The sequence below is a fragment of the Enterobacter cloacae subsp. cloacae ATCC 13047 genome (assembly GCF_000025565.1).
Lineage (GTDB): Bacteria > Pseudomonadota > Gammaproteobacteria > Enterobacterales > Enterobacteriaceae > Enterobacter > Enterobacter cloacae.
Window position 1 is genome coordinate 4,516,727 of record NC_014121.1, and the last position, 26,146, is coordinate 4,542,872.

The window sequence follows — 26,146 nt, forward strand, 5'->3', positions numbered from 1 at the left end:
AAGTGCCGAATATCGATCGGGAAGCCCCCGGCAGCCGCACTGAGAGGCAGCGGCAAAAATATAAGTACGCCCTCGCTTTAAAGGTTGGCAAACCATCGCCGACACCAATCAAACGAATTAAGTGTGGATACCGTCTTATGGAGCAAAACCCGCAGTCACAGCTGAAACTTCTTGTCCAACGTGGTAAGGAGCAAGGCTATCTGACCTATGCCGAGGTCAATGACCATCTGCCGGAAGATATCGTCGATTCAGATCAAATCGAAGACATCATCCAAATGATCAATGACATGGGCATTCAGGTGATGGAAGAAGCACCGGATGCCGATGATCTGTTGCTGGCTGAAACCTCCAACAACACTGACGAAGATGCGGAAGAAGCTGCTGCACAGGTACTGTCCAGCGTGGAATCTGAAATCGGGCGTACCACTGACCCGGTCCGCATGTACATGCGCGAAATGGGTACCGTTGAACTGTTGACCCGCGAAGGCGAAATTGACATCGCAAAACGCATCGAAGACGGGATCAACCAGGTTCAGTGCTCTGTTGCTGAGTACCCGGAAGCGATCACCTATCTGCTGGAGCAGTACGATCGTGTTGAAGCGGAAGAAGCGCGTCTGTCCGATCTGATCACCGGTTTTGTCGACCCGAACGCTGAAGAAGATATGGCGCCAACCGCCACTCACGTCGGTTCTGAACTGTCTCAGGAAGAGATGGATGACGACGAAGACGAAGATGAAGAAGAGAGCGACGACGACAGCGCCGATGATGACAACAGCATCGACCCGGAACTGGCACGTGAGAAGTTCGCCGAACTGCGTACCCAGTACGAAGTGACGCGTGACACCATCAAAGCCAAAGGTCGCAGTCACGCTGCTGCCCAGGAAGAGATCCTGAAACTGTCTGAAGTCTTCAAACAGTTCCGCCTGGTGCCAAAACAGTTCGACTACCTGGTGAACAGCATGCGCGTGATGATGGATCGCGTACGTACCCAGGAACGCATCATCATGAAGCTGTGCGTTGAGCAGTGCAAAATGCCGAAGAAGAACTTCATCACCCTCTTCACCGGCAACGAAACCAGCGAAACCTGGTTCAACGCGGCTATCGCAATGAACAAGCCATGGTCTGAAAAACTGCACGACGTGAAAGAAGACGTGCATCGCGGTCTGCAGAAGCTGCAGCAGATTGAAGAAGAGACCGGCCTGACCATCGAGCAGGTCAAAGACATCAACCGTCGTATGTCCATCGGTGAAGCGAAAGCCCGCCGTGCGAAGAAAGAGATGGTTGAAGCAAACTTACGTCTGGTTATCTCTATCGCCAAGAAATACACCAACCGCGGTCTGCAGTTCCTGGATCTGATTCAGGAAGGCAACATCGGTCTGATGAAAGCGGTAGATAAGTTTGAATACCGTCGTGGTTACAAGTTCTCCACCTATGCGACCTGGTGGATCCGTCAGGCAATTACCCGCTCTATCGCGGATCAGGCGCGCACCATCCGTATTCCGGTGCATATGATTGAGACCATCAACAAGCTCAACCGTATTTCCCGCCAGATGCTGCAGGAGATGGGTCGCGAGCCGACGCCGGAAGAGCTGGCTGAACGCATGCTGATGCCGGAAGACAAGATCCGTAAAGTGCTGAAGATCGCCAAAGAGCCAATCTCCATGGAAACACCAATCGGTGATGATGAAGATTCGCATCTGGGTGATTTCATCGAGGATACCACCCTCGAGCTGCCGCTGGACTCTGCCACCACCGAGAGCCTGCGTGCTGCCACGCACGACGTTCTGGCTGGCCTGACCGCCCGTGAAGCGAAAGTACTGCGTATGCGTTTCGGTATCGATATGAACACCGACCACACGCTGGAAGAAGTGGGTAAACAGTTTGACGTTACCCGCGAACGTATCCGTCAGATCGAAGCGAAGGCGCTGCGTAAACTGCGCCATCCGAGCCGCTCTGAAGTGCTGCGTAGCTTCCTGGACGATTAATCCAGGTAAACAGCAAAAAGCTCCCAATCGGGAGCTTTTTTTGTTTATGCCCTCTCCCTGTGAGAGAGGGCCAGGACGAGGCATCAGGCCGCAGAGGCCCCTGCCCCTACTAAAGCCCCCGCACCACCAGCGCCTCGTCGAGCTCCCTGTAAGCTTCCACCAGTTTATCCAGCGTTGCCCTGTTAAGTCCGCTCGGGTTTGGCAGCACCCATACCTGCGTCACACCGATGGTGATGGCCTGTTTACCCCATTTCACCCCGCGCTGGCTGAACGCCTGCTCATAGGCCTGTTTCCCCAGAATCGCCAGCGCGGCAGGCTGGTAGTCTTCGATCTTCTTAATCAGTTCCCGCCCGCCAGTGCGCAGCTCATGCAGGTTGACTTCGCTCGCCTGCACGGTTGGTCGCTCCACCAGCATGGTGATCCCGCAGCGCGTATCCAGCAGATGTTGCTCCTCTTCAGGCTTGAGTAACCGGTCGGTAAACCCGGCCTGGTAGAAACGGTTCCCCGGATGAGCAAAGTGAAAACCGGTATGCGCCGAGGATTTACCGGGGTTGATCCCGCAGAACACCACCCGTAGTCCCGGGGCCAGAATATCGTTGATCATATTTACTCCCGATTGATACATCATCATGGAAGTATAAAGGATTGATTATGCGTTGTTTATAAAAACAGCAGGCGGGTGTGAATGGCTGGATTGCTGCGGGGAGTTACATTATAATCCACCGCCACGGCCCCTTAGCTCAGTGGTTAGAGCAGGCGACTCATAATCGCTTGGTCGTTGGTTCAAACCCAACAGGGGCCACCAAATTTTAGCTTTAGAATCATATAATTAAGCCACTCGAAAGAGTGGCTTTTTTGTTATCTGGATATCCGTTGGCAGCAAAATGGCAGCAGGATTTCAGCTACCATCAACAAAAAACCCGCCTAAGCGGGTTAATTTGTTAGAAATTCATGTGTCCCTGACCACTATTTAATGGGTGTGGCGGAGCATGATCGACAAGTCCAGGGGTAACAATGTAGCGCACGACGGTTTCATGGGTAACAAAAGTGGTGCCACAATTAATATTTTGGCACTGGCAGTAGCGTTCTTTTGTGTTATCAGACACCCGAAAGCTACTACGAGTATGTGCAGCATGTCCGCATTTCGGACAATTCATCATATCCGTCTCTCCCCACCGATTCCTCGCAATCACATAATGATACACCACGCATCCATTTTGTGAACAAAATCATTCCATTTCTAAATCATCAATTTTTACTTCAAGCTCCAGACTGGTAGTAAAACCATTATCTGGGCTGACCGTATGCGTCAAAGTTGTAATGGTCCATTCGGCATCGTCGATAGGCTGCTTAAAGCCGCTCACCTTTACCGGCATTTCGGTGTAGAGATCTGCCCGGCCCTCAGCGAGCTGCAGGGAGAAAGACGCAACACCACGCTGCAGGCGCTCCCATTGCATTTTTGCCGCACGCTCAGCATTGCTGCGGTTTGCGTAAGTACGATTAAGAACCAGAACGTTTTCATCCGTTCCCACCAGATAATCACCCTGTTTTGCTTCCGGCTCTTTGGGCGCGGTGGTTTTCTTCCGGCGGCGCTTAACCTTAGTTGTTTCTTTTTTCTTGGGTTCGCGGGTATGCAGCCAGCTGGCAATTACACCGGTATAAGCACCACGATCAGCCAGGGTAAAACGATGACCGTCACCGGCTTTACGTTGAATGGTGATAACCGGCAACAGCTTTCCGCTCGCCGTTCTTCCCTGCCCCTGCCTGATAAACAGCAGGTTTCCATCCTTAACGGAAGCAATCGCCCCATACTGGCGCGCCAGCTTCATCAGGAAACTGGCATCGCTTTCATTGGTCTGGTCCATGTGATCCAGTGCCTTGTCCGTCAGGTCTTTATCCAACGCCATTTTGAGGTTATGCCGTGCTGCGATTTCCTTTACCACATCGCCAACGGTTGTCTGGTGCCATGACTTTTCGCGCCGGGTGTTGAGGGTTTCACGGAAATCAGCGCTACGGGCACGGATAGTCAGGCGATCAGGAGCACCGCTGTGCTCAATCTCATCCACCGTAAATGCCCCTTTTGGGAAAAGCGGCTGGCCCTTCCACCCCAGCGCCAGCTGAATAACGGCACCACGTCGCGGCAGAACGATCTGCCCATCGGCGTCGTCCAGCTCCAGATCAAGCTGGTCAGCCTCAAAACCCCGGTTATCGGTCAGCGTCAGACTCATCAGGCGCGCATCCAGCGCGGTGGTCACGTCCTTACCTTCAATAGTGATACTGAAAGCCGGGCTTCTGCTGTTCAGGTCAAAAAGATCAGAGCTAAAATTCACTGCAGCAACCCTCCAACCGTATTTTTAATATTACCTATCGCAGACGTTGCAGAGTCCTGCAGGTTACTGAGCTGATCGCTGAGACTGCCGAACATATCAGACAGCGACTCATCAACCCTTTTCAGGGTCAGCGTAAACTCAATACGGCGAGGCATTCCGCTTTCAAAAAACTCTGTTTTTGTCTGACTCAGGCTCTCGATCACAAACATGCCGTAAATGGTCCCGCTTCCCTCAATCAGAGGCCATGCTTTGCCCAGCTCTGCCATTTGCTCCAGCGCGAGCAATGACAGCCTGCCCCCGGTGACTTCCGGCAGCAGTACGCCAGATAACGTCAGCGAGTCATTATCCGGGCCAAGAAACTGCGTTGATGGTCGCCGGTTCACCCGACTGTTGGCGGCGTGTCGCCAGCTTCGCTGATACTGCAGCTCCTGATATGGCACTGTACGCAGCATGAAGACATATAACCCCAGTACCATCATCATGATTCATATCCCCCTTGATCACTGAAATTGCTGCGTGCTTTAGCCCTGGTCTTGCGCTCGCGTTCGTCAAGCTGTCGGGCAACTTCACGGGCAATATCCTGCGCACTTTGCCCTGGCTGAGCATAGATAGTGATCGGCGCGTGGGTTTCAAAGTGCATCACAGGCGGCACGCTGGCAGATTTCGCTGGCTGGCTTTGTTTATATGCCACAGTAGGCAGACTGTAAGGATGTAGTGGAGCAGCCTCTGCAGGCGCTGCCGCTACGCCCATGACGCCTGCAACGACGGAAGCCAGCGCAGCAGTGCGCCGTCTGCTGGTCACATTTGCGGGACCGTTCACTATTTCTGGTCCGTTCTCCCCAACGATGCCAAACTGACCACGCGGGATCGTGCCACCGTTGTCATACATGCCTGCAAACGGAACCGCAGCAGCCTCTGCAGGCGCTGCCGCTACGCCCATGACACCTGCAACGACGGAAGCCAGCGCAGCAGTGCGCCGTCTGCTGGTCACATTTGCGGGACCGTTCACTATTTCGGGGCCGTTCTCCCCAACGATGCCAAACTGACCACGCGGGATCGTGCCACCGCTGTCATACATGCCTGCAAACGGAACCGCAGCAGCCTCTGCAGGCGCTGCCGCTACACCCATGACACCTGCAACGACGGAAGCCAGCGCAGCAGTGCGCCGTCTGCTGGTCACATTTGCGGGACCGTTCACTATTTCTGGGCCGTTCTCCCCAACGATGCCAAACTGACCACGCGGGATCGTGCCACCGCTGTCATACATGCCTGCAAACCCCATCGACGGAAATCCGCCAGGCGGCAACACCACCTTACCGTCACTGTTCACCGTAGCAGGCTGCTGTCGTGTAACCTGTTCAGGTAGTTTTGCTTTTGCCGCTTCCTTACTGACGATGCCAAGTTTTTCCAGCAACCACGACACGCCTGACTTGAGAGACTCAAGCGGGTGCATCACCATATTCAGCCCTTCCGCCAGCGCTTCGCCAAACTGCCGCCCCATCGAAGCCGCGCTTTGCAGTTCTGCAGAGGTGGATTTAACCGGCGTCAGCAGATCAGTAAACCAGCCCCACAACGCCTGGACCTTGTCACCTATCCACTGGAAAACAGGCTGCAGTGGCTCAAACGCCGCACTGATAGGTGCAGCTGCAGCTTTGAATCCTTCAACCACTCCGCCTAAAAATGCGCTTATCGGCTGCCAGTATTTCCAGACGACCAGCGCCACGCCAGCCAGAGCCGCCACGACCAGCCCTATAGGGCTAAGCAACACCCCAAGCACACTACCCACTCCCATCAGAGCTGTGCGCAAAAGTGCAAATGGTGACATGACCAACCACCGGATAACACCTCCCGCCCCCCTTACAGAAGTAACTAGCGGTGCTAACGCAGCGCTTGCCAGCCCTCTGATTTTCGTACCAAGCTGACGGATAGCTTCACCTGGATTACGAAAAGAGGACACCAGGCCTTCGCCCGCCTGCTGGGCATGTTCTTTGACTTTATCCAGCATCCCGCCTCGGAACGCATCCAGGATACCGTCACCGTCATCTTCCCCACCGCCGCTGAGCGCCTCACGAATACGACTTATCCAGCTAACGGCCTCACTCGCTTCATTTCCCGAAAACAGCCCAAACAGCTTTTTCAGTGCATCACCTGACTGGAATAAACCAGGTGTGAATGATTTGAATGCCTGGCTCAACCGGCCCAGCAGTGGACCGAACCTCCCCAGACTAGTGATGGCTAGCGATTTCATCCCAAAGCGCAATAATGCCAGCGGCCCCAGAACAGCAGCCATGGCAATAGCTAATGTCCCAAGCGCCAACGTCACTGAGGCGACCACAGCGGCAATCTTCATCAAAGTGCCCGCCAGCTGCGGGTTAGTCTCAACCCATCGACGCAGCGCCCCGGTCACGCTTTTGACGTAACCCATGATATCCATCAGCGGCTGGCGCAGCGTTTCCCCCAGACTGCTAAAAGCGTTCTGCGCGCCCGTTTTAACAAGCAACCACTGCGCAGAAAGTGAATCCTTATTGATATCGGATTCTTTCTGCATGGAGCCGTTAGCCTCAGTGCCTGAAGTTAATTTCAGCTGTCGCTGCAGCTCCGGCAGGTTGTTCGCAAGCTTCGCCGCATCATCGCCAAACTCCTTGCCAAATATCATCGTCATGGCGGACAGGCGTTTATCCTGCGGCAGCTTGTTGACCTTCTCCAGCACCCGCTGAATAGTCCCTATTGCATCACGGGTCATATCCTTCTGAATCTTTTCCGGGTTTAGCTTTAGCAGGTCCATGCCTTCATAAAAACCCTTACTTTGTTGCGTTGCAATCGACAACTCACGGACCATCGCATTAGCTGCACTGGCTGCTACATCCGGCGCTGCACCAAGTGACAAAAAGGTAGAACCCAGCGCGGCAGCTTTACGGAAGTCGAGCCTGTCAGCCACGCCCCCCATGCGCTGCAGCACGTCGATAATATCCGCGCCCTTCGACATAGCGTTATCGTCCAGGTAGTTCATCGCGTCGCCCAGCTGTTCAATATTGCGGGTTGGTACTTTATACAGCTGCGCAATTTTACCCAGCCCTTCCGCCAGCTCGTCAGCGGGTAGCTCAAATGCCGTTGCGGCTTTTGCCGCCGTGGATGCAAAAGCCAGCAGGTCACGCTTCTGGTCTTCGTATGGATCGTCCTGGTTGGTTACGCCCATACGCGCACCACCTTCAACCAGAGCGGCATAGTCTATAGCCCCGTTCTCCATCGGCAGCTGTTCGCTGGCGGCCTTGATGGCATCCTGCATGTCATAAAACTGTTTCGTGCGGTTGCCGTTATCGTCCCGCAGCCCGTTTACCTGCTTTGCCACGCCTTTCATGGCATCTTCCATGCTGGCGTAGCTTTTTACCGCTGCCATGACCGGCGCGCCCATTGCCAGACCCGCTGCCGTGGTGGTTGCCCCTGCCCCTGCAATGCGATCCCTCACCTCAAGACGGCGTGAATATTGCTCACGTGCGGCATTCATTTTCGCTTGCTGTTCGCCCAGGCGTTTGAGGGATTTCTGCTGACGTTCCAGAGCCTGCCGGGTTTCGTCGGCATTTTTACGCAGTTCCCGCTGGGCGCTACTGAGCTGTTTAGTATCAATGCCGGATTCTTTCAGTGCTTGCCGCTGCCGTTGTACCGAACCCAGCAGGCCGTTGTAGGTCTGCTGCAGCTCCTGCACACGGTTTTTTGCCTGGCTAAATAATTTAGCCTGAGCAGCAGTTGGGCGATTTGTTGCAGCAAACTGCGTGGCAAGTTTTGCGGCTTCTTCGCGTGCAGCACTGAGATTTGTTGCAGTGATTGCAAGCTGTGACCGGGTTTTACGGAATTCATCAATACGCCCGGCCTGTTTATTCAGTTCTTTCAAACTGTTCCGGGTAGTTTGAAGCGCAGTAGCCAGCTCTTTTGAGCTGGCCTGCGCGGATCGGAATGGGCGGGTGAGCTTGTCAACCGCATTAAGAATCACCTGCAAACGCAGGTTAGTATCACTCATCGCTGGCCCCGCTTCTCTGAATCGCTTTATGCCGCCACTCCAGCACTTCGGTCAGCGGCATAACGTCAGTGACGGACGGCGGCCAGTGAAAAATGGTGGCGATATCAGCCACCAGGTCTTCTACCGTCAGGCTGTCGGCAAACCGGCAAGCACCGATTTCTTCAACAAAAAAGTGACCACCTCAACCGACAGCGCGGTGAGATCGGCGGGGTCCATTTCAGCCATTTCCTGAGCGGTCAGCGCGGGCGTGGAGATGCGGGGAATAATCGTCATCATCGCGCCCACGTCCATATCCATGATCGCCTGCAGACGGGTGCCACGCAGCGCGCCGGACTGCGGCTTGCGCAGCACAATTTCGGCAATTTCGGTTTTACCGCGTTTGATTGGGGTGTCCAGCTGTACGGTTTTTTCAGTCAGTTGTTCGCTCATTGTCATTTCCTGTTAATAAGGTACTGGCGCGGCTGCCCGCGCCTTTAAAGTAGATCAGAGGCCCAGGGCGTTGCGGTGTTCTTCCATCAGGTCCACGCCATCAACGATTTCAATCATGTTGATCACATCAACCTCATAGAGCACCTCGCCGTTAATGGTCAGCTTCGCGTAGCTGTTGGTGCTGCTGACTTTTGTGGTGTTGCTCTCGCCGGTTTTCCATTCGCCGGAATCGACTTCTTTATGTCGCCCGCGCACAACCAGCTCAACGGCCTGCACTTCGCCGGTATCATCACGTTGAATGGAGCCGGTGAAACGCAGCTGGATTCCGTCAACGGTGGCTTTACCCATCTGCTTGAATAACAGCAGTTCGGTGCCACCGATTGAAAACTCCGTGTCCAGCGCGCCATCATCAAGCCCCAGGTCAACATCAGCCGAACCGGGCATACCGCCGCCGCGATACTTTTCAAACTTGCGGCCGAATTTAGGCAGGGTCAGGGACTCAACGATCCCCTGATAGTTATTCCCGTCGTTAAACAGGTTCAGGTGTTTTAACTTGCGTGGTAAAGCCATTTTGTCCCCTTACGCGCTGACCTGGCTGGAGAAATCCAGCAGATACTGATCGGTGATGCGCTGGCGCAGCATCAGGTTTTCCAGAGGCGGTACCGGCGTATAGTCGTAATCGATTGTGAGCTTCCCGGCTTTCAGGGAATCTTTATCGTTTACGGACTCATCCAGCCAGCAGTCGGCGCCGATGATGTAGCCCTGCGTTTTCAGGTTACGCAGTTTGGCGCGGATACCTTCGATAATGTCGCGGGCCAGCGACGGGTTAAGCACGCCATCCACCGCCCACATGTGCGCTTCTGCGATGGTATCAGCCAGTACCTGCGCGGTGCGGGTGTAGTTTTCAAAGGCAAACAGAGGATCGTCACTGAGGCAGCGGGAACCCCAGAAACGGAAACCGTCTTTGCGGATCAGCGTGGTGACATCGTTCTGGTTCAGCAGCCCCGCATCGGTTGCCGGGTCCTGCAAATCCCAGAACACATCAGCAGAAATGCCGGTGACACCATTCACGCCCACGTTTGACAGGGATTTGTGCCAGCCGGTCTGTTCGTCAATTTTGGCACGCAGACCAAGCGCACGGGCTGAGGCGTAAGCCGTTGCGTCAGCATTCAGCACGGTGTCAAAACTGATGAAATCAGGCCAGATCAGCATTCCCTCGCGCTGGCTGAAATTAGCGCGGTAGGCAATTGCTTCCTCTACCGTTTTGCATCCATAGGCGGACAGATAAGCAAACCCGCGCAGACTTTGCGCCACGCTCAGCAGCTCAGTGGCAACCGCCTGCGTGTCGTGCCCCGGCACGCCCAGAATGCGCGGCTTAACGCCGAGCTGGGACTGCGCAGATAACAACGCTTTCATGCCCGTTTTTTTACCGTCAGCGGTCACGCCGCCGATAATGTTGGAGGTGGTTTCCGCTTCGGTTTCGCCCTGCGCCACGCGCACAACGACGGTCACGGGTTTAGCCTGGTCTGCAATCGCATCCAGCGAACGGGCCAGCGTGCCGGACTCGCCCGCTTTACCGCTGGCAGTCAGCACATCAGTCAGCAGGACCGGCTTATTGAGGGGAAACATGGACGCATCAGCATCATCGCCGGTGCAGACCATACCCACGATGGCGGTGCTCACCGTGGTAATGGATCGGGTGCCCTCGTTGACTTCAACAACGCGCACCCCGTGGTGGTAATCCTGAGCCATAAGGCAGTCTCTCCGGTTTACAGGGGGGTGTGCCTATGTTCTGGTTGATATGCGCGCGGCGCACGCGCCGGGCTATGTGTGGGGAATGGCACAATGGAAGAGGTAAAAAAAATCCCCGCAGCTGCGGGGACGTGATTAATCTTCTGGCGGCTCAGGCCAGTCAATATCAGGAGCCAGCGATGTATCTACGCGATTAAGATTCACTCGATACCTTTTCCAGAGTTGTAAAAGAGACGCCTCCTTTTCCGTTGAAATGCCTAAATCAACTGCGTCCTGTAATGGCTGGATAATCTCATTTGCCTGAGACATCAGCTGCGTGCGCTTGTACTCAGCAACTCGAAGTAATTCAGCACCAGTAACTGGAGGGGTGTCAGACCAGGCAGGAAAATTATCAGCACCGCAAACCCTTATTTTTCCATCAGGAGGCGTTGCCGAAAAGGTCATAAAGACTGATTCGCTAACAATCACTCCATCACTAGGCCAGTTGCCACTTTGCTTGTATTCCTCCTCTAGAGAAGCATCATAAAAGAGATTTCTGGATGGGCTGTAAATAAAGTCAGTCATAGTTAGTACCCATATACAAGATAGACAGTTGTCTGTAGCCGGTTCGGAACGTGCGGATAAGGTGAATTCGACACGTCACGAAATACTGCAGTGAACCCTGAATTTGTACGCTGATTAAACGAAACACTGAAGCCACCGTTTTCAGTATCAAGCGGCCCAAATGATCCGCCCAGACATGCCGACGGGAAAACGACTGGAAACGTTGTACTACCGGATATCCCAGAGCCACCATTAGAAACAGTGCCCCACTGGATGATGAAAACGCGTTCAACAGAACCGATCAATACAGGTATTTTGATATAACCACTACCTGATAACGCACCGGTTATACCGTTACGCTTGGAAGCATCTGACATACCGAGATATGCAAGAATATCACTCGCTGTTTTCCCGGAAAGGGCTGTCAGCGTGCTGTCCAGTGGTTGCTTACCGGCAAGCGCGTTTGTCATGGTGGTGGCAAAATTCGGATCGTTACCCAACGCAGCCGCCAGTTCATTCAGCGTGTCCAGCGCCGCCGGGGATGATGCCACCAGTGCAGCAATAGCTGATTTCACAAATGCCGTGGTGGCAATCTGGGTATTGTTGACTGTCTGCGCAGCAGTTGGTGCCGTTGGCGTTCCGGTCAGAGCCGGACTTGCCAGCGGGGCCTTAAGCGCCAGCGCGTTATTTAGCGCAGTGACCACAGCCTGCACAAACGCTGTGCTGGCAATCTGCGTGGTATTGGTTCCGGCTGGCGCAGTGGGCGCTTTTGGCGTGCCTGTCAGCGTCGGGCTTTCTTTCGGCGCGTACTGCGTGTGCGGATCAGCGGCGGCGATATGCTTCGCCATCAGATCATCCACATACACCTTAAGCTCCAGCACCTTGTCATCCACGTATTTGCGGGTTGCCAGCACCACTGCCGGGTCAATTTTCAGGGTGATATTATCGGTACTGCTGGTAATCAGCACCATGCGCACGGTCTGCGTGCGCCCGCTCCCCTCCGCCAGCTGCGGCTTGTAGCTCTCCGGGCAGTTGCCCACGGCAATCAGTGCGCCGGCATCATCGAACAGACCGACCTCACGAATCCACCAACCGCCCTCAGTTTCGGGGATCACCTGCTCAGCAATAATCTGGCTACTGTTCTGCGGATCGATGTACAGCATATTGAGGGAAGCGCGGCGTTTTTCAGCAACCAGCGCTGTCTGCTGTGCGCTTGGAGTCGGCAGGACGCCGCCACCGTCGCCCACCGCCATCTGGGTAATTTTCAGCGGGACACCGAGCGCGGCGGCGCTTGCCAGTTTCGCCGCGCCGATATCCGTCAGCAGGGTATAAAATTTTGCGCTCATGGATTCACTCTCATTGTGTCAATAACATGGACCGCCCCGCCCTCGTAGGCGGTGCCGCCGGAAATAATGGTTTCGTTGATATACGGGTAGATCGTGATTTCTTCGCCGCTGTAGGTGGCTGCGCCCACAAAATAGGGGCCGCTGGTCTGCAGGTTGATGGACATGCCGATCAGATGGCGGCTGCACGGCTTGGCGTCACCGATCAGGCGCTCCAGTTCCAGATAGGTTTCTTCCGTTATGCCCTGGTCCTGCACGCCAATATCCAGGCGAAACGTCCCCGGCGTCTCGCCGGTCTGCCACCACTCAATGATGCGGATCAGGAAGCCGAACGGCTCCACCACGCGCCGCACGGCGCTGGTTGTCCCCTTGTGCTGATGGATATAGAAAGCGTCCTGCACCACGCGGCGCTTGACGCTTTCCGTCCAGCTTTCATCCCAGCGGTCAACGGAAAACGCCCACGCCAGATACGGCAGAAAGCTGACCGGACACGTTGCCGGGTTCCACAAGTCGCGCAGCGGCACCTGCAGATCGGAAATGCCGCTGCAGGTCTGCGCCAGTCGGCGCTCAAGCGGCGATGAACCGGGCGGCAGCAGGCTATTCATCCGTGCCCCCGTTGGTCACGCTCCATTCCGTACAGGACGCCGCCTGCGTCTTATCCAGCACCACATCATCCAGCGGAGAGGCCAGCTCCACACGCTGGACGCCCTCAACGTGCAGCGCGGCATAAATGGCGCTGCGGCGAATATCGCGCCCCAGCCGCGTCTGACTGGCGATGTACTTCTGCAGGCTGGCTTTTGCCGCCGCCATCACCGGCTCAGCTTCCGGTCCCGGATAAAGAAAAATCGTCGCATACACGCTGTACGGGATAATTTCGGCGCTGCGCACCGTCAGGCGGTCTGCTACCGGGCGCACGTTCTCGCTGTTAAGCGCCTGCTCCACCACTGACAGCAGATCAGCCTCTGCCGTACCGTCACCTTCACGGCTCAGTACGGTAAGCACCACCTCCGCCGGTGCTGGGCTGGTTGCGCTGGCATCTGCTACGCGCCCGTCCGCGCTTTTGGCGTGAAACTCATAGGCCGCCGTCGGTCCTGCAACGGACAATCCTTCAAACGCAGCCGGAACACGCAGGCGCAGCGCCTCATCGCTTTCCATGACAGCAGCAACCGGCGGCACCGCGTCATTGTCAGCAGGCGTTACCGTCAGGCGTTTCACGTTGTAGTTGGCTGCCAACTGATCGAGATCGCCGCCGATGGCATACGCCACCATGACCGCCTGCGCGGCCTCGTTAATACGCTGGCGCAAAAGGATTTCGCGGTAGGTGCTTTCCTGCAGCAGCTTGGTGACGGGTTCAGATTCCAGCGCCAGCGTGCGCCGCACCGCGTCCTGCTCATCCGCCGGATAAAGGGCCACAAAAGCGGCCTTGCGCTCAGCCAGCAGCGTCTCAAAATCCGGCACGTCCACTATCTGCGGCGCGGGCAGCTGGGAAAGGTCAATCACTGCCATTGTCTGCTCCTGTTGATACGGAAAGGGAAACCGGCTCGCCGTTATTGCGCTGCCCGGTAAGTTCAACCACCATGGAACCGTCAAAATTGCTGCTGATGGTGATGGAATCCAGCGTAAGCCGTGGCTCCCAGCGACTCAGGGCCACATAGACCGCAGACATGACCTGCAGGCGTAGCGCCGGATTCTGCGGCTGGTCAATCAGGGCGGACAGCAGGGAACCATATTCCCGACGGGCAATCCGGCTGCCCTGTGGGGTCAGCAGAATATCCCGCACTGACTGGCGCAGATGGTCAGTATCAGTAATGGCCTTGCCGTTACCCTGGCTCATGCCGATATACAGCGTCATACCGGTCCTCCTGACGTATCGCCGCCGGACTTAACGCCGGTGTGACCGTGTTTATCCACCACGATCCCGTTGGAACTCATCGCGCCGCCGCCCTGGGTGACGCCGCCATTGATCACCATCTCGCTGTTAATGCGCGTGGTGTCAGCCTCCACCACAAACTCACCGGTTTTGAGAGTGATATTGTCCGCCGCCTCGATCACCATGGATTTGATGCCCCGGACATGCCACCGCCCGGTGGCGGGTTCATACTCAAACCAGCCCCCGTCCGGGTACTCCGTCACGCAACCGTCCACGGAATCCGACGGCGGCGCAAACTGATTGGAGTAGATGGCAGGCAACGCAAAAGCAGTTTCCAGATTGCCGCCCATGCTCAGCACCACCACCTGCTCATCCGGCGACGGACACCACCATGTACGGGCACCACCTGCACGCAGCGTCAGCCAGTTAATCCAGTTGGTTTCAAGCTCGCCCACTCTCACCCGGCACAGCCAGTTTTCCCGGTCCACTTCGGTCACGGTGCCGGTGCGGATCAGGTTGGTGATAAGGCGCATGATTTCGGTCAGTTGTGCATTCATAACGAAAGGTTGCCATCAGAGGGAAAAGGGAGGCAGCGCGGGCGCTTGTGCCAGCGGTGGCACAAAAATCACCCCGCCAGCCAGCGCAGCAGAGTGTCACGGGTGATGGTTTCCACCTCATCATTCACGCCCAACAGGCGGCGCTCTGCGTAGCGGACCTCCGGGCCTTTTCGACTGACGCGATCCCGCAGGCCGTAATGGTGAACACGGGCAATGCGCTGCACCTTGCCATCAAACTGCACGCTGGCGGAGTCCGCATTGGCGGTGGTTTTCAGGTATTTTGTGGTGCGAAGCTTTGCAAACATCTGGCGTTTGATGCGTCCCTTCTTGCTGCGGGCAGTCACCCGGCGCGGCTCATAGCCGCTGCCGTCAGGATTACGCTGCAGCCTGATGTTCTGCTGCTGCGTCCGGCGCAGCTGTTGCGCCAGTTGCCGCATCATACGGCTGCGCGCGGCAGGCTCCAGATTCGCCAGTAGCGCCGTCAGCCAGTCATCCATCCTCTGCAGTTCATCCACGTTTCACCGTCCACATTTCTTCGGGTTCGTCCGGCTCCGGCACCGCTTCAACGCTCGACACGCTGCCGTCAGTGCTGACCAGCACGCGCTCCGTCAGCTGCAGGTTCAGGCTGATATCGCACACATCGTTGCGCAGAATATCTACTTCAAAGGTGAACAGTTTTTCGCGCAGCTCCGGGTTATTGATAGCATCCGGCTGGTTGTCACTTAGCCACAGCAGCACAGGAGCCATCAGCAGATTCTGGTCGCCGCTGAAATCTTCGATCACCACATTCAGGGTGTAGCGGTACTCCCATGACATGGAGCTGGCACCGGTTGCCACCAGTGAGCCGTTATCAACGAAAAGGTGCAGCTTGTCCGGGTTGTCCCGGACATAGGCAACCGCTTTATTCAGGGCGCTGCGTAAGGACTGCGGTTTGTTCACTGTCTCGCTCCTGACACGCAATAATCGTGTCCACTTTGTCAGCACAGACCGCCCAGGCGGCCTCGGTTTCATCCAGCACCGCATTCAGATCGCCGTTACTGCGCGGCGCTGACCTTTCCAGGCGGCACTGCGTCACTCTGGGACAGCCACTCACGGTAAGCTGCACCTCCGGCGAGGGCCGGACGCTCCCGCAGCCGGATAATGTCAGCAGGCAAAGGAGTATCAGCCCAGCGGCGCAAATCCTCGTTTTCACGTTTCAGTTCCTCGATCCGGTGCTGGCGGCTGCGCAGTAGTGCGGTGGTCTGTTCCGCTGCCGCATAAAGCCGCGTCTGCTCCCGGCTGTTGGTTTCAGTCAGAATGGACAGGCCGATCAGCTGGCTGTTTTTCTTCGTCAGCTCCTGCGTTTTGCTTTTCAGAGCCGCGCCCTGCGTCTCGATGGTGTGGCTGGCATTGTTAAGCCGCCACGACTGCCAGCCCAGCGCCGCAAGTGCCAGCGCCAGCACTACCGCCAGCGCACGCATCAGGCCGCCATCGGCTCATGAAGCTGCGCGCGGGCAATCTGATACAGAACCAGCGTCAGCAGGTAAAACACCAGGGTGATCACCCATCCCGAAAACGCCAGGCACAGAACAATAAGCAGCCTGATTATCCATGTACGCACGGGTTTTACAGGGTGCGCCCTGAATTTCAGCAATGCCGCCCTGACCTCATCGCGCGCCCGATCTCCGGCGAACCACCCGACAGCGCACAGCGCAGCAAGCAGCCAGGCGAGGAAGCATGACACCCAGACAGACGCACCAACCAGAACCGGCGCACCACTGCGCGGATACAGCAGGCTGATAACCAACAGCGCAGTCCATGCCAGCTGGAAAAAAACGCTCATGACTTTCTTTTTCATTCCGTTATGCTCCTTTTAAGCACCAGGCCATTTCCCGCGCGCGGCGGTTGTCCAGCCCCTGATTAAAAACACCTTTGACATATACCCAGCGCGGCAGCTGATGGCAGGCATCCGCCCAGCGCCGCTGGTTCAGCAACTTAACCAGCGTGGAGCTGCAGGCGTTGCCAGTGCCCACGTTGAAAGCAAACGACACCACCGCGTCATAGACCTTTTGCGGCATCGGCTGCACCACACATTTATCCAGCGCCCTCTCTACGCGCAGCACATTGGTGATAAGTCCCTGCGCCGCCTGCCGTTCCGTGATGGTTTTGCCCGGCACCACACCAGATGTATTGCCGATCCCGTCGGTCCATACGCCCGCGCTGCACTGATAAGGCTGCAGGCGGCATCCCTCGTAATCGGCGATCAGTTTCAGCCCCTCAACGGAGGTATGAAGCGACTGGAAGCCGGGCAGCGTGGCGGCGATAGCCAGCACCGCCCCGACAAGGCAGCGCTTAACGATTGAAGGATTCATATTCCCCCCGCGAAATTTTGCCGCCACGTAACAATTTGAAAGACTGGTGTTTGTAGTACCAGTTGATAGCCAGCATCAGTACACCAATCAGTACGCCGCCAACCGTTGACGCATCCTTGAGCGACAGATCGCCCAGCCATGCCAGCAGCACGGCGATGCAGTAAGTGATAAAGGCGCTGATTCGTTCAAGCGTCATAATTCAGTCCCATAGCTGGACGGTCTGCGCCGTGGTTGACGCCGTAATGTCCGGCAGCTCCACCTGCAGCCCGTGCGGTAAAAATGGGCCGTACTCAGCCAGCCCCGGATTTGCCTGCAGAACCTGCTCAGTGACACCCTGCGTGTGCCCGTAATGACGCCAGCAAAGCGCGTCCACCGTGTCATACTGATGCGCACGCACTTTCATCAGATAAGCTCCACCGTACAGTGCGGTGCATCCTGCACCCGGCTGATAGCCCAGCGGGCATCACGCCACAGATCGCCGCTGGCCTCCGCCAGCTCCTCCCCTCGCTTCACACCTGACGCCGTGGCGTCATAGTCCTGATAACGCTCATTGAGCACAGCGCGCGCCCAGCAAAAAACAGCGTTGTGGTAGTGCCGGATACGCTCGCTTTTGCCGTCCAGCATTTCTGCGGGAACCTCAGCAAGTGTCCGCCAGCCCAGCATCTGCTGACGGTTGCGGAAGTCGTACAGCTCAGCGTTAACTTCAGAGATCGCCGTCAGCACGACCTGCTTTAAACGCGGCTGCGTCACCGTGCCATCAGTGCGCATCACACTGCGAAATTCCGACAGGTCCACATCAGGCCAGAACGGCGTATTTTTGATGACCTCCGCCTGTTCCGGTGCCTGTTCGGGCGCAACAAACTTCATGCGGCTTTCTCCTGAATAAGTGGGCGGTGGACGGGGTTTTGATGTGGCAGTGCCTTTCGCCACCCCGTGCCGCCCGTGCGCTGGGCACGTTCTTTAGCGGCTGTCATTGCGCAGTCTGCGCTCCAGCTGCTGCTTTTCTTTTTTAACGCCACAGCGGGGATCGAGCTGCAGCGCATGGGTAAGGTGATTCAAAGCTGATGCCGGGTTGCTTTCGCTCAGTACAGCGCCGATGGCTTTATGCAGACGCGCCCGCGACTGGTCCGGCATATCCAGATCGGTTGTCAGGTCCAGCGTCTGCAAAAGCAGATCGGCATCAAAACCGGCTGCGGCCAGCAGAGCGCTTTGCGCCGCGTCTGCCATTTCTTCTGCCAGCACGGTCTGCACGTTACGGTTGCCCAGCGGCATTACCCAGCCATGGCGCAGCGCATGACGCCCGATTTCCAGCGCACCGGCATAATCACCGGCGTCGATACGCCACAGCATCACGTACATCAGCACGTCATCCTGCTGCGTACCTCCGGCAGCCAGCACGCCCTCCGCCCAGGCGGAATATTTCGGCAGCAGCTCCACCTTGATTTCCGCCTTTTTCACCGTGGACTGGACGCCCTTGAGGCGGCGACGGTCTTCTGCCAGCTGCAGCAGCATCAGGTCATAGCCCGACGCATGGCGAACACTGCCGCCCTCACGGGCGGCCTGTTCGGCCTGAATGCGCAGGCGGTGCTGCCGTGCGGGACTCAGGCTCATACGTTATTCCCCACCTTCCGGTGCGGCAGGTGCGCTGAAATCACCGATTTCAATGTTTTCAACCAGCGCCGCACAGCGGTAGTCCTCGACCACATACGCCTCGTTGACGGATTCAAAGTTTTCAATCCGGTCACGTTTCGGGTTGTCGATAACAGAACGGCGGCGGGTATCTTCCTGCCAGTAGATGGACAGGTTATCCAGACGGGTGATCAGCAGGGCATTTGCCGGGAAATAAGGCGCGCGCACAGCCTGCAAGCCGCCCATACGTTTCTGGCTGATGATCAGATCGGCGGCGATTTTCTCGCTGTTGTCCTGCTCTTTGTTGACCAGCGGGAAATACTTGTCAGACAGCAGTTCACGTCCGCAGACGACAACCAGATCGTCATCATCCTGATAAACCGCGTCGATCAGCTCGTTGACGGCATCCATCACCACGGCGTCCAGGTTGGCATAGTCGCCGCCCTTGCCCACCTTGACCGCGCCTGCAGTCGTTGCACCGTCTTTCGTGGTGCTGCCCATGACGTGATCCGGCGCGTCTTCGCGGATTTTCTGCAGCCAGCCTTTATTGACGTCCTGCAGCAGCGGGTTTTCAGCACGATTGGACGTTTTGGCGCGCTTCACGCCGTTAAAGCCGATCATGATGCGGTCCAGCGCCTGACGCTTGACGATGGCGTTGCGGATACGCACCTGGAAGTCCTGGAATTTCGCCCACAGGTCCAGTTTTGCGTAGGTCAGCACCGTATCAAAGTTGGTCTGCTCGCATTTGTATTCCACGTCTTCCATCAGCGTCGGATCGGTAGGCTCGCGCTCTTTGGTGGTGGTATCGGTGGTTCCGGCAATGGTGCTGCCAACGCCCAGCCCCAGCAACTGACCGGACTGCTCAGTGACCGGCGTGATGTTAATCAGCGTCAGGAAAGCGGCGGACTGCTGGATCTGGTCTTCCAGCGTCTGCTGCACGGACGGCTCTACGGTGAACTTACTGGAGAGTTCTTCAATCTCCACACCGTTCAGGCGCGCCAGCTGCTGCAGGTAAGCGTTAAAGGCAAAGCGGGTTTTCTTTTTCATCGGGTTTTATGCTCCATCAGCAATTGGTCAGGGTGCCTGCCGGTGCGTCACCGCCCGGCGCGCGCTGGCGGTAGTCTTTACGGCTGTCTTCGCTGCTCAGCTTTTTCTCAAGCTCGGCAAAGGCGGCCTGCTGCTCCTGCAGGGAGGACTCCAGCTCAGAAAGGCGCTTGTCCTGTTCGGACAGGGATTTATCAGTGCGTTCGCTCAGGTTCTGCTGCTCGGTGGCGACCAGTTCCACGGCTTTATGCACATCGGAGAAACACGCCTCATCGGTCTGCTCTTTTTTGGTGAACAGCGCGGTGACGCGGGCAAAGATGGACGGCTTTTCGTCCTGGGCTTCTTCCAGTTCAATCAGCGTTTCAACCGCTTCCGAAAACAGGTTTTCAGGGTTCTGCTTACGGTTCGCCAGCGGGTTATGCGCGGCGCTGGCGCTGAATGCCAGCATTTCGGTGCCAAGGCTCGCCGGATCGTCCGTCGCACCCAGCCCCACAAGGTAGGCTTTGCCGGTGTCGGCAAACTTCGTGCTGACCTCCATGGAGGTGAAAAGCTTCTGGCCTTTCTTTACCAGTTCCACCAGGGCGTCCGTGGGTTCGATATCGGCATAAAGCGCCATCTTGCCCGCCAGCGGCCCGTCCTTGATTTCTTCTGCAACCAGCCCCGTCACCCTGCCGTAGCGGTTAAAGGTGCTGTCCGGCAGATAAGACTTGATGTGCTCAAGGTTAATCAGCGCGGTATAGACCGTCTGGTTGTAGCTGGCAGCCATCTGTACCAGCCATTCACGCTGGATTTCGCGCCCGTCAGTGGTGGCACCTTCCACCCCGATACGGAAACGCTTTGCTTTCACTGTCATGAGCCGTGCTCCGTTAGAAAAAACTTACTGGAGCCTTATGTTTGCGGTGATGGGGGGAGTGAAACAACGCGCGGCACTTGTACGGTAAACCACACAAACCGCAGCCGGGGAAAGCCGTCAGGCAAGGCCGTATGTTTGGGCCATGAACACGACACTAACCCCCGCAGACCTCGATCCCCGTCGGCAGGCCATGCTGCTGTACTTTCAGGGATACCGCGTAGCCCGCATTGCTGAAATGCTGGGCGAGAAAGTTGCAACCGTTCACAGCTGGAAGAAGCGCGACAAATGGGGCGACTATGGGCCGCTGGATCAGATGCAGCTCACCACCGCCGCACGTTACTGCCAGCTCATTATGAAGGAGCAGAAAGAAGGGAAAGACTTCAAGGAAATTGACCTGCTGGCGCGTCAGTCAGAGCGCCACGCCCGGATCGGTAAATTTAACGATGGCGGGAACGAAGCAGACTTAAACCCGAAAGTTGCCAACCGTAACAAAGGGCCACGCCGCCAGCCCGAAAAGAATGTTTTCACTGATGAACAGACCGAAAAACTGGAAGAAATCTTCCGCAACGGCATGTTTGAATATCAGCGCCACTGGTGGCAGGCGGGCGTAAAACACCGCATTCGCAACCTGCTTAAATCACGCCAGATCGGGGCAACATACTTTTTTGCCCGTGAGGCGCTGATTGACGCCATCACCACGGGGCGCAACCAGATTTTTCTCTCAGCCAGTAAGGCGCAGGCACACGTTTTTAAGCAGTACATCATCGACTTTGCAAAAGAGGTGGATGTTGAGCTGAAAGGCGACCCGATGACGCTCAGCAACGGCGCGTGCCTGTACTTCCTCGGCACCAACGCCCGCACGGCGCAGAGCTACCACGGCAACCTGTACCTTGATGAATATTTCTGGATACCGAAATTCCAGGAGCTGCGCAAGGTTGCCTCCGGCATGGCCATTCACAAGAAATGGCGACAAACCTACTTCTCCACGCCGTCCAGCCTGACCCACAGTGCCTATCCGTTCTGGTCCGGCGCGCTGTTCAACAGGGGCCGTGCCAAAGCGGACAAGGTGGATATTGACCTGACCCACGGCAACCTTGCGCGCGGCGTGCTCTGCCCGGACGGACAGTATCGCCAGATCGTCACCGTGGAGGATGCGGTGCGCGGCGGCTGTAATCTGTTCGACCTGGACCAGCTGCGCATGGAGTACAGCCCGGACGAATACCAGAACCTGCTGATGTGCGAATTTATTGACGATCTGGCGTCAGTGTTCCCGCTCAGCGAGCTGCAGGCGTGCATGGTGGACAGCTGGGAAGTGTGGGCAGATTTTCAGGCGCTGGCGCTCCGCCCGTTTGGCTGGCGCGAAGTCTGGATCGGATACGACCCGGCGAAAGGCACGCAGAACGGTGACAGTGCCGGGTGCGTGGTGGTGGCACCGCCAGCCGTACCGGGCGGCAAGTTCCGCATTCTTGAGCGGCACCAGTGGCGCGGGATGGACTTCCGCGCCCAGGCTGACGCCATCAAAAAGCTGACGCAGCAGTACAACGTGACCTATATCGGCATCGATTCGACCGGTGTCGGTCACGGTGTCTACGAGAACGTGAAAGCGTTCTTTCCTGCGGTGCGGGAGTTTGTCTACAACCCCAACGTCAAAAACGCCCTGGTGCTCAAGGCATACGACATTATCAGCCACCGGCGTCTGGAGTTCGACGCCGGGCATACCGACATTGCGCAGTCCTTTATGGCTATCCGCCGGGCCACAACCGCCAGCGGCAACCGCCCAACCTATGAAGCCAGCCGCAGCGAAGAAGCCAGCCACGCAGATTTGGCCTGGGCAACGATGCACGCACTGTTTAACGAACCGCTGCAGGGCGAAGCCGCCAATACCAGCAATATTGTGGAGATTTTCTGATGGGAAAGAGTAAGAAGAACCGCGCTGCAGCTAATCAGAGCGTTCAACAGAGCAGCGGCATGTCTGCAGAAGCTTTCAGCTTTGGCGACCCGATACCCGTGCTGGACCGCCGGGAATTGCTGGACTATGTGGAATGCGTGCAGATGGACCGCTGGTATGAGCCGCCAGTGAGCTTTGACGGACTGGCGCGGACCTATCGCGCCGCCGTGCATCACAGCTCACCGATTGCCGTTAAGCGTGACATTCTCAGCAGTACCTACATTCCTCACCGCCTGCTCAGCCAGCAGGCTTTTGCCCGTTTCGTCCAGGACTATCTGGTGTTCGGTAACGCCTATCTGGAAAAGCGCACAAACCGGCTCGGCGGCGTTCTCTCGCTGGAGCCAGCACTGGCGAAGTATACACGGCGCGGCGTGGACCTCGACACCTACTGGTTTGTGCAGTATGGCATGACCACGCAGCCCTATGAATTTACGCAGGGCAACATCTTTCATCTGCTGGAGCCGGATATTAATCAAGAGATTTACGGGCTGCCCGGATATCTCTCCGCCATCCCGTCAACCCTGCTCAACGAGTCCGCAACACTGTTCCGCCGGAAGTATTACATCAACGGCAGCCATGCGGGTTTCATCATGTATATGACCGATGCAGCACAGAATCAGGAGGACGTTAACAATATCCGCCAGGCAATGAAAAGCGCCAAAGGGCCAGGCAACTTCCGCAACCTGTTTATGTACTCGCCCAATGGTAAAAAAGACGGCATCCAGATCATCCCGTTGTCGGAAGTTGCGGCAAAGGATGAGTTTCTCAACATCAAGAACGTTAGCCGCGATGACATGATGGCAGCGCACCGCGTGCCACCGCAGATGATGGGAATTATGCCGAGCAACGTTGGTGGGTTTGGAGACGTGGAAAAAGCTAGTCGAGTATTCGTTCGTAATGAATTGATTCCACTTCAAAAAAGATTAATGGAATTAAATGAATGGCTTAATGACGAAATTATTCGTTTTGACGAATATAAATTAGGCGATGCTTGATTAAAGCCTGTTTAAACTGGCTGTCGAAACAGCCAGTTTAAACACCGGCACCAATGAAATCGCCATATGAATCTTCTTCAAGGCTGATGTATTCCACCCTCCATTGATCCATCCGCCTCAATGCATACAGGGAGAAATGAGTATCGGCAACAGCAATGCACGTATTCAATTCTATAAGCTCTGAATGTCCCAAGATTGGATCACCATAAAACTTATAAAACAATGCCTTTAGATCAGAACAGGTTTGTTCAGCCGCCCCTCTGGCATCGGGGCCACCTTCAGTTGCATCATAAACAACATTGATAGAAAGCTCATATGGTATGCCTTCCTCAAGATCGTTAAATCTTTCTTCGCCCAAATCGAAAAAAACTCCGATCAAATGCTCTGCGTTTGTGGCGATAATGTCCGCAACTTCTTTTTCGAAAATAAACTTTTTATCCTCGTCGTAAGCCCGCAAGCGCTCTTCAAACGAGTTAGGAAACGCTGGACGACCATACTTAGCTGCTAACCATTGCTTAAGAGCTTGTTTCTCTTCTGTGCTAATGGAGAATGCCGGATCGTTTTCCTCACAACGGAAAGCTTCTTTAGAAATGATGACTTTTCTTTCATGCCGAAGCTCTACTGCGTTCTTCTTAGCACTTTCTGGGTTTTCAAAGCATAGATCGAGGATTCTCGGATGCTTAGCTCTTTTCATCTTGCTTGACCCCTTTTTCAAGGGGCCAAACATCAGTTCCACGTTTTTTTCAGAATTACTCTGTAAATCACAATCATGCGTTATAACTACAACTTTATGGTTCGTTTCATCAGGCTTCAGAAGTCCAAGTGAAACGGCATCATCATGTTTAAGAACATGCCCCTGACGCCATGATGTTCCTCGTACCAACATAAATGTGATTTATTCCTCTACTGTTCCAGGAATTGAAATAGATGACTTCCAATCATCTGTCGGTTTCGCCTTGCTTGCTAAGTAATTGGCCGATTCAGCAGCTGCATTCATCGCTTTAGCTTCATCAATCAGTACCTGAACTGGCTTGTTCCAATCCTCACCTTCTTTTACTAAGTCCATCAATGACCTACCATTGAATGCTTTCATTTTCACCAATAGCTTCGCATCATTGAGTCCAGCTTTGGAAAAAGAGTCAGCAACATTACTGAGGTTGGTAATGAATTGGACTTTTGAAGCATCATCAGGCTGGTTCTCCCCTGACAACCATTTATAGAGAGCCTGCCGAGTTATCCCCAAATCCTTAGCCAGTTCTGACATTGATGGAGACAGCACTTCTCGAATATTAGCCAAATGTTGGGCAACATTCCTGACATCAACCTCAGGAGAAATTGCAGGCGTGTACGTTGACTCTAAGGAATCAAATGCAAACTGAACCCTTGGCTGAACATACTGACGCCATTGCTTATAAGCATTTACAGGGTATGAAGCCCCCGTACCAACTAATAGTAAAGATGCGGCGACAGCAACAACACCTGATACACATGAGCTTGACTGCGAATCTGGAGTATACCGATCTACGGAGCCTATGCTTCCAGTAGGAATTGCATACATTTTAGTCACCTCCGTTGTTTCAGTGCCATCTAGCACGGGCAAAATCTGAAACCATGCCTTCAAATGCTTCTTTAACTTTACTATGCAACGAAAGAATCTGTTTTTCAATTAACTGCAAATCAGTTGACATGTTGCCTTCAACATAATGATCTGTATCAATTATTGCGTGCATACGATGCTCTGTGTTACTAAATCTCGGCAGCGGCAGTAAACCATTAGGAATCATATCTGGCGGAAAACCTAGTTGACCATTCATCTTATGTATGCGTGAAACCATAAATCCATTAGAGATCAATGGCTCAACACATGTCTGATATACAGACTCTTGTATGGACTGTATTGGCGTCCATCCAAAATCAACACCATGAAGTTCCTTTACAAGATACTGCTCAATTGTTTCGCTTTTCTCAGGAAACACAGCATCCAAATATCGAAGACCAATCCGGCTTACCAACGATGGCTTAGCAAATTCAAGAACTTTGCTCAGACCAAGTATTAATGACGAGATGAAAGGTACATGATTATCATAATCTGTTGTATGGAACGTAATGAAATCGTTGCCTAAAACAAAACCAGACCTTCTATCTGCATCAATCATCAACCAACTTGTCACAGGCTCAAATGAATGTACCGGTGGCTCATTGGGGTTTTTCATTTCAAATTTCAGCTGAGTTGTATTGGAAACTTCAAATAAAGGAAATCCTTCAACTCTTAGCGCATCTTGTATGTCTGGAACATACTTACTCATTGCAGCTACTGGAGTAAACTTTACTTGCACCAATGCGTAGTAAACGGGCGCATTGGACATACGTTCGCTGTTAGTTCTCATGCCGCCCTCCTTGAAGTTGTTTCATCTCATATCTCTCTATCTCACTAACTGTAGTTTACACATAGGTTGACACTTTCTCCATCATTAAGTTCACTATGACATCAATAGCCAAAAC

The 26,146-nt window shown here is 55.0% G+C and carries 33 protein-coding genes and 1 tRNA gene; 4 read left to right on the plus strand and 30 right to left on the minus strand.

Annotation, left to right across the window (positions count from 1 at the left end):
• Positions 1-137 precede the first annotated feature (137 nt).
• On the plus strand, positions 138-1,985 hold the full coding sequence (gene rpoD, locus ECL_RS21935) for an RNA polymerase sigma factor RpoD (RefSeq protein ID WP_013098777.1): 1,848 nt from the start codon (positions 138-140) through the stop codon (positions 1,983-1,985).
• Positions 1,986-2,094: 109 nt separating this feature from the next.
• Here rpoD and mug read toward each other — a convergent pair whose 3' ends face one another.
• Positions 2,095-2,589, minus strand: a complete 495-nt coding sequence (gene mug, locus ECL_RS21940; protein ID WP_013098778.1) for a G/U mismatch-specific DNA glycosylase — start codon at positions 2,587-2,589, stop codon at positions 2,095-2,097.
• 125 nt (positions 2,590-2,714) lie between these two features.
• Between mug and ECL_RS21945 the strand changes: the two genes are divergently transcribed.
• Positions 2,715-2,790, plus strand: a tRNA-Ile gene (locus ECL_RS21945).
• A gap of 136 nt (positions 2,791-2,926) precedes the next feature.
• On the opposite strand, the gene ECL_RS21950 is transcribed toward ECL_RS21945, so the two are convergent.
• The 26 genes from ECL_RS21950 to ECL_RS22070 form a co-directional block, all read right to left on the minus strand.
• Positions 2,927-3,145: a DNA-binding transcriptional regulator gene (locus ECL_RS21950; protein ID WP_024146528.1), complete on the minus strand. Its 219-nt coding sequence runs from the start codon at positions 3,143-3,145 to the stop codon at positions 2,927-2,929.
• A 69-nt stretch (positions 3,146-3,214) separates the two neighbouring features.
• Entirely contained in the window at positions 3,215-4,315 is a 1,101-nt protein-coding gene (locus tag ECL_RS21955; protein WP_013098779.1) for a phage late control D family protein, read from the minus strand.
• A complete protein-coding gene (locus ECL_RS21960) occupies positions 4,312-4,797 on the minus strand; it encodes a phage tail protein (protein ID WP_013098780.1) in 486 nt (161 codons plus the stop codon). Before ECL_RS21960 ends, ECL_RS21955 begins: the two co-directional genes overlap by 4 nt.
• Positions 4,794-8,330 (minus strand): phage tail tape measure protein, encoded by a 3,537-nt coding sequence (locus ECL_RS21965; RefSeq protein ID WP_054442331.1) that lies wholly within the window; start codon positions 8,328-8,330, stop codon positions 4,794-4,796. Before ECL_RS21965 ends, ECL_RS21960 begins: the two co-directional genes overlap by 4 nt.
• Positions 8,323-8,442 carry a GpE family phage tail protein gene (locus ECL_RS21970; protein WP_007848878.1) on the minus strand — a complete coding sequence of 40 codons (120 nt, stop codon included), beginning with the start codon at positions 8,440-8,442 and terminating at the stop codon, positions 8,323-8,325. Before ECL_RS21970 ends, ECL_RS21965 begins: the two co-directional genes overlap by 8 nt.
• 14 nt (positions 8,443-8,456) lie before the next feature.
• Positions 8,457-8,759: a phage tail assembly protein gene (locus ECL_RS21975; protein ID WP_007848877.1), complete on the minus strand. Its 303-nt coding sequence runs from the start codon at positions 8,757-8,759 to the stop codon at positions 8,457-8,459.
• Positions 8,760-8,813: 54 nt separating this feature from the next.
• Positions 8,814-9,329, minus strand: coding sequence for a phage major tail tube protein (locus tag ECL_RS21980; RefSeq protein ID WP_007848874.1), 516 nt, complete (start codon positions 9,327-9,329; stop codon positions 8,814-8,816).
• Between the two features lie 9 nt (positions 9,330-9,338).
• On the minus strand, positions 9,339-10,511 hold the full coding sequence (locus ECL_RS21985; RefSeq protein WP_013098782.1) for a phage tail sheath protein: 1,173 nt from the start codon (positions 10,509-10,511) through the stop codon (positions 9,339-9,341).
• A 135-nt stretch (positions 10,512-10,646) separates the two neighbouring features.
• A complete protein-coding gene (locus tag ECL_RS21990; RefSeq protein ID WP_044157605.1) occupies positions 10,647-11,075 on the minus strand; it encodes a tail fiber assembly protein in 429 nt (142 codons plus the stop codon).
• A 2-nt stretch (positions 11,076-11,077) separates the two neighbouring features.
• Positions 11,078-12,400: a phage tail protein gene (locus ECL_RS21995; protein ID WP_013098784.1), complete on the minus strand. Its 1,323-nt coding sequence runs from the start codon at positions 12,398-12,400 to the stop codon at positions 11,078-11,080.
• A complete protein-coding gene (locus tag ECL_RS22000) occupies positions 12,397-13,002 on the minus strand; it encodes a phage tail protein I (RefSeq protein WP_013098785.1) in 606 nt (201 codons plus the stop codon). Before ECL_RS22000 ends, ECL_RS21995 begins: the two co-directional genes overlap by 4 nt.
• A complete protein-coding gene (locus ECL_RS22005) occupies positions 12,995-13,903 on the minus strand; it encodes a baseplate assembly protein (protein WP_013098786.1) in 909 nt (302 codons plus the stop codon). The genes ECL_RS22000 and ECL_RS22005 overlap by 8 nt, the downstream gene beginning before the upstream one ends.
• Positions 13,890-14,249 (minus strand): GPW/gp25 family protein, encoded by a 360-nt coding sequence (locus tag ECL_RS22010; protein ID WP_013098787.1) that lies wholly within the window; start codon positions 14,247-14,249, stop codon positions 13,890-13,892. The genes ECL_RS22005 and ECL_RS22010 overlap by 14 nt, the downstream gene beginning before the upstream one ends.
• Positions 14,246-14,824 (minus strand): phage baseplate assembly protein V, encoded by a 579-nt coding sequence (locus ECL_RS22015; RefSeq protein WP_013098788.1) that lies wholly within the window; start codon positions 14,822-14,824, stop codon positions 14,246-14,248. The genes ECL_RS22010 and ECL_RS22015 overlap by 4 nt, the downstream gene beginning before the upstream one ends.
• Positions 14,825-14,892: 68 nt before the next feature.
• Positions 14,893-15,339, minus strand: coding sequence for a phage virion morphogenesis protein (locus ECL_RS22020; protein WP_044157606.1), 447 nt, complete (start codon positions 15,337-15,339; stop codon positions 14,893-14,895).
• The gene (locus ECL_RS22025; protein ID WP_013098790.1) at positions 15,332-15,763 is read right to left on the minus strand and encodes a phage tail protein; all 432 of its coding nucleotides are present in this window, start codon (positions 15,761-15,763) and stop codon (positions 15,332-15,334) included. Before ECL_RS22025 ends, ECL_RS22020 begins: the two co-directional genes overlap by 8 nt.
• Positions 15,726-15,974 carry an Rz1-like lysis system protein LysC gene (lysC, locus tag ECL_RS27810; RefSeq protein WP_223151184.1) on the minus strand — a complete coding sequence of 83 codons (249 nt, stop codon included), beginning with the start codon at positions 15,972-15,974 and terminating at the stop codon, positions 15,726-15,728. The genes ECL_RS22025 and lysC overlap by 38 nt, the downstream gene beginning before the upstream one ends.
• Positions 15,859-16,287 (minus strand): Rz-like lysis system protein LysB, encoded by a 429-nt coding sequence (gene lysB / locus ECL_RS22030; protein WP_164928070.1) that lies wholly within the window; start codon positions 16,285-16,287, stop codon positions 15,859-15,861. Before lysB ends, lysC begins: the two co-directional genes overlap by 116 nt.
• Positions 16,284-16,661, minus strand: coding sequence for a DNZ54_00345 family protein (locus tag ECL_RS22035; protein WP_013098792.1), 378 nt, complete (start codon positions 16,659-16,661; stop codon positions 16,284-16,286). Before ECL_RS22035 ends, lysB begins: the two co-directional genes overlap by 4 nt.
• A 4-nt stretch (positions 16,662-16,665) precedes the next feature.
• A complete protein-coding gene (locus ECL_RS22040; protein ID WP_001069919.1) occupies positions 16,666-17,175 on the minus strand; it encodes a lysozyme in 510 nt (169 codons plus the stop codon).
• Positions 17,156-17,371, minus strand: a complete 216-nt coding sequence (locus ECL_RS22045) for an HP1 family phage holin (protein ID WP_000171565.1) — start codon at positions 17,369-17,371, stop codon at positions 17,156-17,158. The genes ECL_RS22040 and ECL_RS22045 overlap by 20 nt, the downstream gene beginning before the upstream one ends.
• A gap of 3 nt (positions 17,372-17,374) precedes the next feature.
• Positions 17,375-17,578 (minus strand): tail protein X, encoded by a 204-nt coding sequence (locus ECL_RS22050; protein WP_013098793.1) that lies wholly within the window; start codon positions 17,576-17,578, stop codon positions 17,375-17,377.
• Entirely contained in the window at positions 17,578-18,042 is a 465-nt protein-coding gene (locus tag ECL_RS22055; RefSeq protein WP_010835209.1) for a head completion/stabilization protein, read from the minus strand. The genes ECL_RS22050 and ECL_RS22055 overlap by 1 nt, the downstream gene beginning before the upstream one ends.
• A 93-nt stretch (positions 18,043-18,135) precedes the next feature.
• Positions 18,136-18,786, minus strand: a complete 651-nt coding sequence (gene gpM, locus ECL_RS22060) for a phage terminase small subunit (protein ID WP_013098794.1) — start codon at positions 18,784-18,786, stop codon at positions 18,136-18,138.
• 3 nt (positions 18,787-18,789) lie between these two features.
• Positions 18,790-19,851 carry a phage major capsid protein, P2 family gene (locus ECL_RS22065; protein ID WP_013098795.1) on the minus strand — a complete coding sequence of 354 codons (1,062 nt, stop codon included), beginning with the start codon at positions 19,849-19,851 and terminating at the stop codon, positions 18,790-18,792.
• Positions 19,852-19,867: 16 nt separating this feature from the next.
• Positions 19,868-20,701 carry a GPO family capsid scaffolding protein gene (locus tag ECL_RS22070; protein ID WP_013098796.1) on the minus strand — a complete coding sequence of 278 codons (834 nt, stop codon included), beginning with the start codon at positions 20,699-20,701 and terminating at the stop codon, positions 19,868-19,870.
• 142 nt (positions 20,702-20,843) lie between these two features.
• On the opposite strand from ECL_RS22070, the gene ECL_RS22075 reads away from it, so the two are divergent.
• Both ECL_RS22075 and ECL_RS22080 read left to right on the plus strand, forming a co-directional pair.
• Positions 20,844-22,610, plus strand: coding sequence for a terminase ATPase subunit family protein (locus ECL_RS22075; RefSeq protein ID WP_044157610.1), 1,767 nt, complete (start codon positions 20,844-20,846; stop codon positions 22,608-22,610).
• Positions 22,610-23,644, plus strand: a complete 1,035-nt coding sequence (locus tag ECL_RS22080; protein ID WP_013098798.1) for a phage portal protein — start codon at positions 22,610-22,612, stop codon at positions 23,642-23,644. The genes ECL_RS22075 and ECL_RS22080 overlap by 1 nt, the downstream gene beginning before the upstream one ends.
• Positions 23,645-23,681: 37 nt before the next feature.
• Here ECL_RS22080 and ECL_RS22085 read toward each other — a convergent pair whose 3' ends face one another.
• The 3 genes from ECL_RS22085 to ECL_RS22095 are packed head-to-tail and all read right to left on the minus strand — an operon-like array spanning position 23,682 to position 26,031.
• Positions 23,682-24,530 (minus strand): hypothetical protein, encoded by an 849-nt coding sequence (locus tag ECL_RS22085; RefSeq protein WP_013098799.1) that lies wholly within the window; start codon positions 24,528-24,530, stop codon positions 23,682-23,684.
• A 9-nt stretch (positions 24,531-24,539) separates the two neighbouring features.
• Positions 24,540-25,202, minus strand: a complete 663-nt coding sequence (locus ECL_RS22090) for a hypothetical protein (protein ID WP_013098800.1) — start codon at positions 25,200-25,202, stop codon at positions 24,540-24,542.
• A 19-nt stretch (positions 25,203-25,221) separates the two neighbouring features.
• The gene (locus ECL_RS22095) at positions 25,222-26,031 is read right to left on the minus strand and encodes a TIGR04255 family protein (protein WP_013098801.1); all 810 of its coding nucleotides are present in this window, start codon (positions 26,029-26,031) and stop codon (positions 25,222-25,224) included.
• Between the last annotated feature and the right edge of the window lie 115 nt (positions 26,032-26,146).